Origin of the sequence: Pseudomonas sp. ANT_H4 (assembly GCF_008369295.1) — a bacterium.
GTDB lineage: Bacteria > Pseudomonadota > Gammaproteobacteria > Pseudomonadales > Pseudomonadaceae > Aquipseudomonas.
This window is the reverse complement of the sequence record NZ_VOBG01000016.1, coordinates 58,801-70,593: the sequence shown is the minus strand read 5'-3', so window position 1 is coordinate 70,593 and position 11,793 is coordinate 58,801. Positions and strand designations below refer to the sequence as shown.

Below are 11,793 nucleotides of genomic sequence, written 5' to 3'. Positions count from 1 at the left end.
GGGGCAAATGATCTGGGCGGCTAAATCAAAGGGGCTCTGATAGGTGCCGGTAGCGCGGCAATAGGCCAGAATAGAGAGCTCGGCGACTTGGTCGGGATGGTGGAGAGTGAGTTATGGGGTTTGATCAGGTGCGTCAGCGCCGTTTGTCTGACGATATTGTCGAGCAGCTTGAGGGGATGATCCTTGAGGGCACGTTGAAGTCGGGCGAACGCTTGCCGGCCGAGCGCGCACTGGCCGAGCAGTTCGGCGTGTCACGCCCGTCGTTGCGTGAGGCGATTCAGAAGCTGTCCGCCAAAGGTTTGTTGGTCAGTCGCCAGGGCGGTGGCAACTATGTGGTTGAAACCCTGGGCTCAACCTTCAGTGATCCGCTGCTGTGCCTGCTGGAAAATAACCCGGAAGCCCAGCGTGATCTGCTGGAGTTTCGCCAGACCCTCGAAGCGTCTTGCGCCTATTACGCTGCACAGCGCGCCACCGAAGTGGACCGCGAGCGGCTGACCGCCGCCTTTGAAACATTGCAGGATTGCTACACGCGGGTTGATGAAGTGAGCCGGGCGGAAGAGGGGGCGGCGGACGCCAGGTTTCACCTGGCCATCGCCGAGGCCAGCCACAACGCAGTGCTGCTGCACACCATTCGCGGCCTGTTCGACCTGCTCAAGCGCAACGTGGTCACCAACATTGGCGGCATGTACCAGCAGCGCACAGAAACCCGGGACATGCTGATCAGTCAGCACCGGGATTTGTACCTGGCAATTATCGAGGGGAGAGCCGAGCAGGCGCGGGAAGTCTCCACGCGTCACCTGCTGTATGTGCAGGAAGTGTTGGAGGAAGTGCGTCAGGAGGTTCAGCGCATGGCTCGGGCGGAGCGGCGTAAAGGGGTGTGATTGTTTAATGCAAAAAATCGCAGCCTGCGGTAGCTCTTTCAGGAGCGGCCGCTGGCTGCGATCTTTTCAATCGCGCCACATATTTAGAGCGAAAGATTAATCTTCCTTGCCCTTGTTACGTACGGCACGCTGCAATTCTCGGTCGGAATCGCGCTCGCGCTCGGTGTCACGCTTGTCGTATTCCTTCTTGCCCTTGCCCAGAGCAATTTCGCACTTGACCAAGTGCTTGCTCCAGTACCACGACAGGCAGATGCACGCGTAACCCTTTTGTTGCACGGCGGCGGCCAGCTTCTCCAGTTCGCGGGCATTGAGCAACAGCTTGCGGGTGCGTACCGGGTCGGCGATGACGTGGGTGCTGGCAGCGGTCAGCGGCGTGATATGGCTGCCGAGCAGCCACGCTTCGCCATCCTTGAGCAGCACATAACTGTCGACCAGCTGTAGCTTGCTGGCACGCAGACTCTTTACTTCCCAGCCGGCCAGGACCAGACCAGCTTCGAACCGATGCTCGATGAAGTAATCGTGTCGCGCCTTTTTATTTTGCGCGATGGTCCCTGTAGGGTGTTTCTTTTGTTTAGCCATAGGGGCGGCATTATAGGGAGTTGCGAGCGTATCGGCTACGGTCAACCTGCGTGCTTGAGCGTGTTGGCTGAATCCCGGACAATACGCGCTCTTCTTTAGATTTCTTTCTTTCGCGAATCATGTAGTTCTTTCGCGATGTTTGCCGCTCAGCTGTGGAAATAACGCTCACATGACGACGCATATTCAACGCTCGGCCCTGTTGCCCTATCCGGCGCAAGCGCTCTATGACCTGGTTAACGATGTGGAGCGTTACCCGGAATTCCTGCCCTGGTGTTCGTCTGCCGAGGTGCTGGAGAGCAGCGATGAACACATGCGTGCCAGTCTGGCAGTGGCCAAGGGCGGGCTCAGTCAGCATTTCGTTACACGTAATACGTTGGTGCCGGGCCACTCCATCGAGATGAATCTGGAGGAAGGGCCGTTCAGCCAGTTGCATGGCGTCTGGGTGTTCAAGCCCTTGGGGGAGAAAGCCTGCAAGATCAGCCTGGACCTGGCGTTCGATTATGCCGGTCCTATCGTGCGAGCTACGCTCGGGCCGCTGTTCAATCAGGCGGCGAACACGTTGGTGGATGCGTTCTGCCAACGGGCCAAGCAATTGCATGGTTGAGTCATTGATCGAAATTGAGGTGGTATACGCCGCCGTGGATCGTCAGGTGTTGTTGATGCTGGCGGTTGCATCGGGCACGAGTGTGAGGGCGGCAGTGCTGGCGTCGGGGGTTGCGGCGCAGTTTCCTGAGCTGGATCTGACGGGCTGTCCATTGGGAATCTTTGGGAAAGTCGTAGCCGACGCCGATGTTCGTACTGTGCAAGCCGGGGATCGCATTGAGATATACCGGCCTTTGATGGCTGATCCGAAAGAAGTTCGCCGGTTGCGTGCGGCCAAGGCCGCCAGCGCGAAGCAGCAGACTCGGTGATTTGTGAAACCACAGGCAACAAAAAGCCCGGCATGCCGGGCTTTTTGTTGGGCGTTTAAACTTACTGCGGGCTGGAATCCAAAGGTTCTGGAGTTGGCACCGGAACAGTTTGCACACCGTCGACGTCTTTCTGGATTTTATCCAGCAAGGAGCCTGGCTTGGCTGGCACCTCGGACTTTGGCTGTTCGCCATTCTGCGCAGGCGCAGTGACGTTGGTGCCGCTGTCCTTGCCCAGCAGGGCTTCATCGCGGCTTACGCCAGGCATGAAGTCACCGGACAGGCTGCTGAGCTGGTCATTGCCATTGAAGATGACACTGACGCGCTCCTGTTGGCGTTCCCCGCCTCCAGGCTGCAGGCTATAGAGATAATCCCAGCGATCGGCATGGAATGTGTCAGTCAGCAGGGGATTGCCCATAATAAACCGTACTTGCCGTCGGGTCATTCCCGGGCGTAACTGGTCTATCATGTCCTGCGTGACGACATTGCCCTGCTGGATGTCGATTTTGTAAACCCCGGGGAATGAACAACCGGCGAGTGCGAGCAGTCCCACAAAGGTGAAACTGGTTAGCAAGAGCTTGGTGTTTTGCATCGGTGGGCGACTTCCACTATCTTGGCTGGGACAACGTAAACGCCGATCATACCCGTATTAAGAGAAGCTGCGAAGCAGCATCCGCGAGAAAGCTGACCATGGTTGAAAATAGCGAACTTCGTAAAGCCGGCCTTAAAGTGACCCTGCCACGGGTCAAAATTCTACAAATGCTCGATTCTGCTGAGCAGCGCCACATGAGTGCTGAGGATGTTTACAAGGCGCTCATGGAGTCTAACGAGGATGTCGGCCTGGCCACGGTTTACCGTGTACTGACCCAGTTTGAAGCCGCAGGGCTGGTAGTTCGTCATAATTTCGACGGCGGTCATGCAGTATTCGAATTGGCTGACAGCGGCCACCACGACCATATGGTCGATGTGGAAACTGGCGAAGTTGTCGAATTCGTCAGCCCGGAAATCGAGAAGCTCCAGAATGCTATCGCCGAGGCGCACGGAGTCGAATTGGTGGATCACAATTTGGTTCTGTACATCCGTAAGAAAAAGTAAGAAAACTACGCAGATTCGCTTTGCGAAACGATCGAAGGCGACCTTAGGGTCGCCTTCGTGCTTTGTGTCGGGAGGGAAATGGTCTGTAAGGCTTGGCTCAGGCCTTCGCGGTAACGACCATTTTTTTCGCGTGGGCCAGGGATTCCTTGGTCAGGTCGATACCGCCGAGCATGCGCGCCACCTCTTCCACCCGCTCGGTCTTGTTCAGCTTGGACACGGCAGTATGGGTTGCGTCGCTGCCTCGCACCTTATGTACAAACAGGTGCTGATGCCCTTGCGCAGCCACCTGTGGCAAGTGGGTAACGGTCAATACTTGCCCGCGATCACCCAGCCGGCGCAGAAGTTGGCCGACAATTTCGGCTGTCGGCCCGCCGATCCCCACGTCCACCTCGTCGAATACCAGTGTCGGAACCCGTGAGGTCTGAGCGGTAATGACCTGGATCGCCAGGCTGATCCGCGATAGCTCGCCACCGGATGCGACCTTTGCCAGCGCTTTCAACGGTTGGCCAGGGTTTGCGCTAACCAGTAGCTCCACCTGCTCCAGGCCATTGGGCAGCAATTCATTACTGGTATTGGCGTGCAGTTCAATGGTGAAGCGCCCGCCAGGCATGCCCAGGCGTTGAATCTCCTGCTCCACCGCGCAGGCCAGGCCGGTGGCCGCCTGATGCCGCAGATCGCTCAGTTCACGGGCTTTCTCTTGATAATGACGTGCGAAGGAGGCCAGTTCGTCCGCCAGGCGTTCGATGGATTCATCGTTGGCATTTAGTGTTTCGATTTCATCCAGCAGCTTCTGCTGCATGGTCGCCACTTCGGTTGGCTGGATTCGATGCTTGCGCGCCAGTGTGTAGATAGTGTCCAGGCGCTCTTCTATCTCTTGCAGGCGCGCTGGGTCGGCGTCGAAATGGTCAAGGAACCGGTTCAGCTCACCCACGGCCTCTTCCACCTGAATCTGCGCGCTGGTCAGCAGGGTCGTGGCTTCATTCAGCGAGCCGGAGGAATTGTTCACGCTCGACAGGCGATTGAGGCTGGCGGTCAGTGCGTTAAGCACATTTCCGGAATCGCTCTCGCTGCACTGCTCGACCACTTGTCGGCAAATACCCAGCAGGGTTTCTGCATTGGTCAGATTCTTGTGCTCTTGCTCCAGTTGCTCCAGCTCTGTGTCGCCCAGCCCCAGGCTTTCCAGTTCTTCCAGCTGATAGCTGAGCAATTGGTGGCGGGCGCGCTGCTCGTCGCCGGAGTTGGAGAGGCGTTCCAGCTCCTGGCGGGTCTGGCGCCAGCGCTGTGCGGCCAATTGCACTTGGCGCGCAAGGTCGGTTGCGCCAGCGTATTCGTCGAGAAGGCGGCGGTGGGTGTCGGTTTTCAGCAGGGACTGGTGTTCATGCTGGCTGTGGATGTCAATCAGCAACTCGCCCAGGGCTTTCAAGTCGCCAAGAGGGCAGGGCGTGCCGTTGATATAGCCGCGTGAGCGCCCTTCGGCGGTGATCACGCGGCGCAGGATGCATGGGCCATCGCTATCAAGATCGCGCTCGGCAAGCCAGGCGCCGGCTTCCGGGATATCCGCCAGGTCAAAGGTCGCGAGAATGTCGGCTTTGTCGGCGCCTGGACGAACCACGCCGCTGTCGGCGCGATCGCCCAGGGTGAGACCCAGGGCATCAAGCATGATCGACTTGCCGGCGCCGGTTTCGCCTGTGATTACGCTCATCCCGCGATCCAGTTCAAGATCCAGGTGCTCAACGATGGCGTAGTTGTGTACAGACAGGTGCACCAGCATGACGGCCGCTCCCAAGCTTAAGGTATGGTTATTTATACAGTGTTTTGTTCTTGGCTGACAATCCTGCCGCTTAGCTCGATTCACTTGGTGATAGGTGTTTTTTATTGCATCAAGGAATGAGTCGGGGAAATTGATCCAAGACATGCCAAAGACATTCGTGCCCTTGAACCTGAAAATTGTGGCCCCATATACCGGAACAGAAGCGCGAGTCGAGTTCGCGCACGATTTTGAAAGGAGAAATCTATGGCTGACGAACAGACGCTGGATACGCAAAATCTAGACGCCAACCAGGCCTCGCAAGCATCGGGTGAAGACCTGGCGGCTCGTGTGCAAGTGCTCGAAGAGCAACTGGCAGGCGCTCAGGATCAGGCTTTGCGTGTTGCGGCCGATCTGCAGAACGTCCGCCGTCGCGCTGAGCAGGATGTAGAAAAAGCCCACAAGTTTGCTCTGGAAAAATTTGCCGGGGATCTGTTGCCGATCATCGACAGCCTGGAGCGTGGCCTGGAGTTGTCCAGCCCGGACGATGAAAACATCCGCCCCATGCGTGAAGGGATCGAACTGACCCTGAAAATGTTCCAGGACACCCTGAAGCGTTATCAGTTGGAAGCCATCGATCCGCAAGGCGGTGAGCCGTTCAACGCTGAGCATCACCAGGCAATGGCGATGCAGGAAAGCGCAGATGTTGAGCCTGGCAGCGTATTGAAGGTGTTTCAGAAGGGTTATCAGCTCAACGGTCGCTTGTTGCGTCCGGCGATGGTGGTGGTGAGCAAGGCTCCTGCACCGGTTGCACCTTCGATTGATGAGCAAGCTTGAAATTAGCCGCAAGGCCCCCATTTATAAGTCAAGCGTTTAAGTGCTACCGCAGTTAGCCACCACTGCTGCGGCAACCAAATCCAAAGTTTCGGGAGAGTAAATCATGGGCAAAATTATCGGTATCGACCTGGGGACTACCAACTCCTGCGTCTCCGTGCTGGAAAACGGCGTATCCAAAGTTATTGAAAACGCCGAAGGCGCGCGCACCACTCCGTCCATCGTGGCCTATGCCAGCGACGGCGAAATCCTGGTGGGCCAGTCTGCCAAGCGTCAGGCTGTGACCAATCCGCATAACACCCTGTACGCGGTGAAGCGTCTGATCGGTCGTAAGTTCGACGAAGAAGTCGTACAGAAAGACATCAAGATGGTCCCTTACAAAATCGCCAAGGCTGACAACGGTGACGCCTGGGTTGAAGTAAACGGCCAGAAAATGTCGCCGCCACAAATCTCGGCTGAAATCTTGAAAAAGATGAAAAAGACCGCCGAAGACTACCTCGGTGAAGCAGTGACTGAAGCGGTCATTACCGTTCCGGCCTACTTCAATGACAGTCAGCGTCAGGCGACCAAAGATGCCGGCCGTATTGCTGGTCTGGACGTAAAACGTATCATCAACGAACCAACCGCGGCCGCTCTGGCTTACGGTATGGACAAGGCTCGGGGCGACCACACTGTGATCGTTTATGACCTGGGTGGCGGTACTTTCGACGTTTCCGTGATCGAAATCGCTGAAGTCGATGGCGAGCACCAGTTCGAAGTGTTGGCCACCAACGGTGACACGTTCCTGGGTGGTGAAGACTTCGACATTCGTCTGATCGACTACCTCGTTGACGAATTCAAGAAAGAAAGCGGCATGAACCTCAAGGGTGACCCGCTGGCGATGCAGCGCCTGAAGGAAGCTGCTGAGAAGGCCAAGATCGAATTGTCTTCGAGCCTGCAGACTGACGTGAACCTGCCGTACATCACTGCAGACGCCACCGGTCCTAAGCACTTGAACGTGAAAATTTCCCGCGCCAAGCTGGAATCGCTGGTTGAAGACCTGGTTCAACGCACCATCGAGCCTTGCCGCATTGCTCTGAAAGACTCGGGTATCGAAGTTGGCAAGATCGACGATGTGATCCTGGTCGGCGGTCAGACCCGTATGCCACTGGTTCAGAAGCTGGTGACTGAGTTCTTCGGTAAAGAAGCGCGTAAAGACGTCAACCCGGACGAAGCGGTTGCCATGGGTGCTGCCATCCAGGGCGCGGTATTGGCCGGCGACGTGAAAGACGTTCTGCTGCTGGACGTAAGCCCGTTGACCCTGGGTATCGAAACCATGGGCGGCGTGATGACTGCGCTGATCGAGAAAAACACCACGATTCCTACCAAAAAATCGCAAGTGTTCTCGACTGCCGACGACAACCAGGGCGCTGTGACCATTCACGTGCTGCAAGGCGAGCGTAAGCAAGCTGGTCAGAACAAATCCCTGGGCAAGTTCGACCTGGCCGAGATTCCACCAGCACCACGTGGCGTGCCACAAATTGAAGTGACCTTCGATATCGACGCTAACGGCATTCTGCACGTAGGCGCCAAAGACAAGGCCACCGGCAAGACTCAGTCGATCGTGATCAAGGCCAACTCCGGTCTGTCCGAGGAAGAAATTCAGCAGATGATTCGCGATGCTGAAACCAACGCCGAGGAAGATCGCAAGTTCGAAGAGCTGGCAGCTGCCCGTAACCAGGGTGATGCACTGGTTCACTCGACTCGCAAAATGGTCGCTGATGCTGGCGACAAAGTGACTGGCGAAGAGAAAACTGCGATCGAAGCTGCTGTAGTTGCCCTGGAAGCCGCCGTAAAAGGCGACGACAAGGCAGCTATCGAAGCCAAGGTTGAGGCGCTGTCAAAGGTCTCCGCGCCAGTGGCTCAGAAGATGTATGCCGAGCAAGGCCAGCCAGCTGATGGCGCTGCGCAGCAAGCAGAGCCTGAAGCCAAGCACGACGATGTTGTCGATGCCGAGTTCGAAGAAGTCAAAGAAAACAAGTAAGCAGTAAGTTGGTCGGCCGGTTGACCGCTTTCAGGCGGTGACTGGTAGGATGTCGCCGCGCGGGAGCTTGCTCCCGCGTTGGCGTGTCTGGGGCACGCGAATTTTTACAGCATGCGACAGCGTTCGGATGCTGGCGGTGTGATCGGGGATGCTCCTGCTTTCCGAGCGACAGTCGCCGCTTTTTTGGCTGGGTTCCTGGCTGAAAACATTTAAGACCAGGATCGTTGAATTGACGTGAGTTGGGTCCGGGCCTGTATTGGGGCTCAACGAGTTTGGCGAGGCTCAGGAGGGGTTTGCCGAACGTCCTTAAGAGTGCAAAGACTTATGGCAAAGCGTGACTATTACATAGTGTTGGGTGTGGAGCGCGGTTCCAGCGAGGCGGACCTGAAAAAGGCTTACCGTCGCCTGGCGATGAAGCACCACCCGGACCGTAATCCGGATAACAAAGAATCCGAAGATTTGTTCAAAGAGGCCAACGAGGCCTACGAGTGCCTGTGTGATCCAAACAAGCGGGCGGCCTACGATCAGTATGGTCACGCTGGCGTTGATCCAAGCATGGGTGGCGGCGGTGCCGGTTTTGGCGGCCAGAACTTCTCCGATATTTTCGGCGACGTGTTCAGTGACTTCTTTGGTGGTGGTCGTGGCGGTCAGCGTGGCGGTGCCCAGCGTGGTAGCGACCTGCGCTACACCCTTGAGCTGAACCTCGAAGAAGCAGTGCGTGGCACCAGCGTCAATATCCGTGTGCCGACACTGGTCAACTGCAAGCCGTGCGACGGTGCGGGCGCCAAGAAAGGCTCCTCGCCGATCACTTGCCCGACCTGTGGTGGTATCGGTCAGGTTCGCATGCAGCAAGGCTTCTTCTCGGTGCAGCAAACCTGCCCGCGCTGCCATGGCCAGGGCAAGATCATTTCCGATCCGTGCGACTCCTGCCACGGTGAAGGCCGTGTCGAAGAGTACAAGACCCTTTCGGTGAAAGTGCCATCGGGTGTTGATACCGGTGACCGCATTCGCCTGTCGGGTGAGGGTGAGGCGGGCGCGCAAGGTGGTCCCGCGGGCGACCTGTACGTGGTGATCAATGTGCGCGAGCACGCTATCTTCCAGCGCGACGGTAAACATCTGTTTTGTGAAGTGCCGATCAGCTTCGTCGATGCGGCTCTGGGTGGTGAGTTGGAGATTCCGACACTGGATGGTCGGGTCAAACTCAAAATTCCCGAGGGTACGCAGACCGGCAAGCAGTTCCGTATCCGTGGCAAAGGCGTTGCGCCGGTGCGCGGTGGTGGTGCTGGCGACTTGATGTGTCGTGTGGCGGTAGAGACGCCGGTCAACCTGGGTCGTCGTCAGCGCGAACTGTTGGAAGAGTTGCGCAGTTCCCTGGCGGGCGATGACACTCATTCGCCCAAGACTGCTGGCTGGTTCGAAGGCGTGAAGCGCTTCTTCGGCGACCTGTAAGGACGTGAGTATGCGACGTATAGCTGTGATGGGCGCGGCCGGACGCATGGGCAAGAACCTGGTTGAGGCGGTGCAGCAGCGCTCGCCTCTGTCGGGTCTGACGGCGGCGATCGTTCGGCCGGACAGCACACTGATCGGCGCCGATGCCGGTGAGTTGGCATCGCTGGGCAGGATCGGTGTGTCGTTGTCCGGTAGCCTGGAAAAGGTTATTGATGAGTTCGATGTGTTGATCGATTTCACGCTTCCAGAGGTGATGCTGAAAAACCTGGCGTTCTGCCGCAAGGCGGGCAAGGCCATGGTCATTGGCACCACCGGCTTGAATGCCGAGCAAAAGCAGCTGTTGGTTGCAGCGGGTAAGGATATCCCGATTGTGTTTGCTGCCAACTTCAGTGTTGGTGTCAATCTGTCGCTGAAGTTGCTCGACATGGCAGCTCGTGTGTTGGGTGATGATGCGGACATCGAAATTATCGAAGCTCATCACCGGCACAAGGTCGATGCGCCGTCGGGTACGGCGATGCGCATGGGTGAAGTGATCGCCGATGCGCTGGGCCGTGATCTTTCGAAAGTGGCGGTGTATGGCCGCGAAGGCCATACCGGCGTGCGCGATCGTGAAACCATCGGCTTTGCTACCGTTCGCGGCGGTGATGTGGTGGGTGATCACACGGTGTTGTTCGCGGCAGAGGGTGAGCGCCTTGAGATCACGCACAAGGCTTCCAGTCGTATGACTTTCGCCAAGGGTGCGGTGCGTGCGGCGTTGTGGTTGGACGGTCGTGAGCCTGGCCTGTACGACATGCAAGATGTGCTTGAACTGCGTTAAGCAGTAGCTAAAACAGGGCTCAGGCATTAACCTTGGGCCCTGTTTTTACCCGCTAAGCGACGTCCTGTCGCATTCCCCTGCCTTTAAGGCTCATTAGCGGTGGACCAAAAAAGCCTTTTTCTGTAAGCTACAGCTTTAGTGTGTCCACTAAAAGCGCGCAGAATAATTCAGTGAAGAAGCGGGGTGACGTGTCCATACGTCACTCCGCTTTTTTGCAACCTGCGATCGCCCTTTCAGGCTTTATTTACGGGAGGTCTTCTTGACTAAGCCAGCCATACTCGCCCTTGCTGATGGCAGCATTTTTCGCGGCGAAGCCATTGGAGCCGACGGTCAGACCGTTGGAGAGGTGGTGTTCAACACCGCCATGACCGGCTATCAGGAAATCCTTACCGATCCTTCCTACGCCCAACAGATCGTTACCCTGACCTATCCGCACATCGGTAATACCGGCACTACGCCGCAAGATGCCGAGTCTGATCGTGTCTGGTCGGCCGGTCTGGTTATTCGTGACCTGCCACTGGTTGCGAGCAACTGGCGTAGCACGATGTCCCTGTCCGATTACCTGAAAGCCAACAACGTAGTGGCCATCGCAGGTATTGATACGCGTCGCCTGACACGCATCCTGCGTGAAAAGGGCTCGCAGAGCGGTTGCATCATGGCCGGTGACAATATTTCCGAAGCAGCAGCGATTGCCGCGGCGCAAGGTTTCCCTGGCCTGAAAGGCATGGACCTGGCGAAAGTTGTCAGTACCAAGGAAAAGTACGAGTGGCGCTCCACTGTCTGGGACTTGAAGACCGACAGCCATGCCACCATCGAAGCCTCCGAGCTGCCGTATCACGTAGTGGCTTACGACTACGGTATCAAGCACAACATCTTGCGCATGCTGGTCGAGCGCGGTTGCCGCGTGACCGTGGTGCCGGCGCAAACCCCGGCCAGCGACGTACTGGCCTTGCAGCCGGACGGTGTGTTCCTGTCCAACGGCCCGGGTGACCCGGAGCCTTGCGACTATGCGATTCAGGCCATCAAGGACGTGTTGGAGACCGATATTCCGGTATTCGGCATTTGCCTGGGTCACCAGCTGTTGGCTCTGGCCTCCGGTGCCAAGACCCTTAAAATGGGCCACGGCCATCACGGTGCCAACCACCCGGTGCAGGACCTGGATACCGGCGTTGTCATGATCACCAGCCAGAACCACGGTTTTGCGGTGGATGAAGCGACCTTGCCGGGCAACGTCCGAGCGATTCACAAGTCGCTGTTCGACGGCTCCCTGCAAGGTATCGAGCGCACAGACAAGAGCGCGTTCAGCTTCCAGGGCCACCCTGAAGCAAGCCCGGGCCCGAACGACGTAGCGCCGCTGTTCGACCGTTTCATCAATGAGATGGCCAAGCGACGCTAAGTGAGTGGCCTGAGGGCGGCACGGGAAACCGGCGGCCCCCTCAGGCTCTTCAAGGATTGTTCAA

At 57.4% G+C, this 11,793-nt stretch carries 12 protein-coding genes; 9 read left to right on the top strand and 3 right to left on the bottom strand.

The window, feature by feature from the left end:
• Positions 1–113 precede the first annotated feature (113 nt).
• Positions 114–881, top strand: a complete 768-nt coding sequence (locus FQ182_RS19765) for an FCD domain-containing protein (RefSeq protein WP_149413239.1) — start codon at positions 114–116, stop codon at positions 879–881.
• Positions 882–977: 96 nt separating this feature from the next.
• Here FQ182_RS19765 and smpB read toward each other — a convergent pair whose 3' ends face one another.
• The gene (gene smpB / locus FQ182_RS19760; protein WP_133103657.1) at positions 978–1,460 is read right to left on the bottom strand and encodes an SsrA-binding protein SmpB; all 483 of its coding nucleotides are present in this window, start codon (positions 1,458–1,460) and stop codon (positions 978–980) included.
• A gap of 169 nt (positions 1,461–1,629) precedes the next feature.
• On the opposite strand from smpB, the gene FQ182_RS19755 reads away from it, so the two are divergent.
• Together FQ182_RS19755 and FQ182_RS19750 are read left to right on the top strand one after the other, a co-directional pair.
• Positions 1,630–2,064, top strand: coding sequence for a type II toxin-antitoxin system RatA family toxin (locus FQ182_RS19755; RefSeq protein ID WP_149413238.1), 435 nt, complete (start codon positions 1,630–1,632; stop codon positions 2,062–2,064).
• Positions 2,057–2,371: an RnfH family protein gene (locus tag FQ182_RS19750; protein WP_149413237.1), complete on the top strand. Its 315-nt coding sequence runs from the start codon at positions 2,057–2,059 to the stop codon at positions 2,369–2,371. The genes FQ182_RS19755 and FQ182_RS19750 overlap by 8 nt, the downstream gene beginning before the upstream one ends.
• 61 nt (positions 2,372–2,432) lie before the next feature.
• On the opposite strand, the gene FQ182_RS19745 is transcribed toward FQ182_RS19750, so the two are convergent.
• On the bottom strand, positions 2,433–2,960 hold the full coding sequence (locus tag FQ182_RS19745) for an outer membrane protein assembly factor BamE (protein ID WP_133103492.1): 528 nt from the start codon (positions 2,958–2,960) through the stop codon (positions 2,433–2,435).
• 98 nt (positions 2,961–3,058) lie between these two features.
• On the opposite strand from FQ182_RS19745, the gene fur reads away from it, so the two are divergent.
• Positions 3,059–3,463, top strand: coding sequence for a ferric iron uptake transcriptional regulator (gene fur / locus FQ182_RS19740; protein WP_133103545.1), 405 nt, complete (start codon positions 3,059–3,061; stop codon positions 3,461–3,463).
• 97 nt (positions 3,464–3,560) lie between these two features.
• Here fur and recN read toward each other — a convergent pair whose 3' ends face one another.
• Entirely contained in the window at positions 3,561–5,234 is a 1,674-nt protein-coding gene (gene recN / locus FQ182_RS19735; RefSeq protein WP_149413236.1) for a DNA repair protein RecN, read from the bottom strand.
• A gap of 243 nt (positions 5,235–5,477) precedes the next feature.
• On the opposite strand from recN, the gene grpE reads away from it, so the two are divergent.
• From grpE to carA, 5 genes are all read left to right on the top strand, one after another.
• Positions 5,478–6,047, top strand: a complete 570-nt coding sequence (gene grpE / locus FQ182_RS19730) for a nucleotide exchange factor GrpE (protein ID WP_149413235.1) — start codon at positions 5,478–5,480, stop codon at positions 6,045–6,047.
• 103 nt (positions 6,048–6,150) lie between these two features.
• Entirely contained in the window at positions 6,151–8,067 is a 1,917-nt protein-coding gene (gene dnaK, locus FQ182_RS19725; protein ID WP_149413234.1) for a molecular chaperone DnaK, read from the top strand.
• A gap of 324 nt (positions 8,068–8,391) precedes the next feature.
• Entirely contained in the window at positions 8,392–9,516 is a 1,125-nt protein-coding gene (gene dnaJ, locus FQ182_RS19720; protein ID WP_149413233.1) for a molecular chaperone DnaJ, read from the top strand.
• A gap of 10 nt (positions 9,517–9,526) precedes the next feature.
• Positions 9,527–10,333: a 4-hydroxy-tetrahydrodipicolinate reductase gene (dapB, locus tag FQ182_RS19715; RefSeq protein ID WP_149413232.1), complete on the top strand. Its 807-nt coding sequence runs from the start codon at positions 9,527–9,529 to the stop codon at positions 10,331–10,333.
• Positions 10,334–10,592: 259 nt separating this feature from the next.
• Positions 10,593–11,729 carry a glutamine-hydrolyzing carbamoyl-phosphate synthase small subunit gene (gene carA, locus FQ182_RS19710; RefSeq protein WP_149413231.1) on the top strand — a complete coding sequence of 379 codons (1,137 nt, stop codon included), beginning with the start codon at positions 10,593–10,595 and terminating at the stop codon, positions 11,727–11,729.
• The last annotated feature ends 64 nt before the right edge of the window (positions 11,730–11,793 follow it).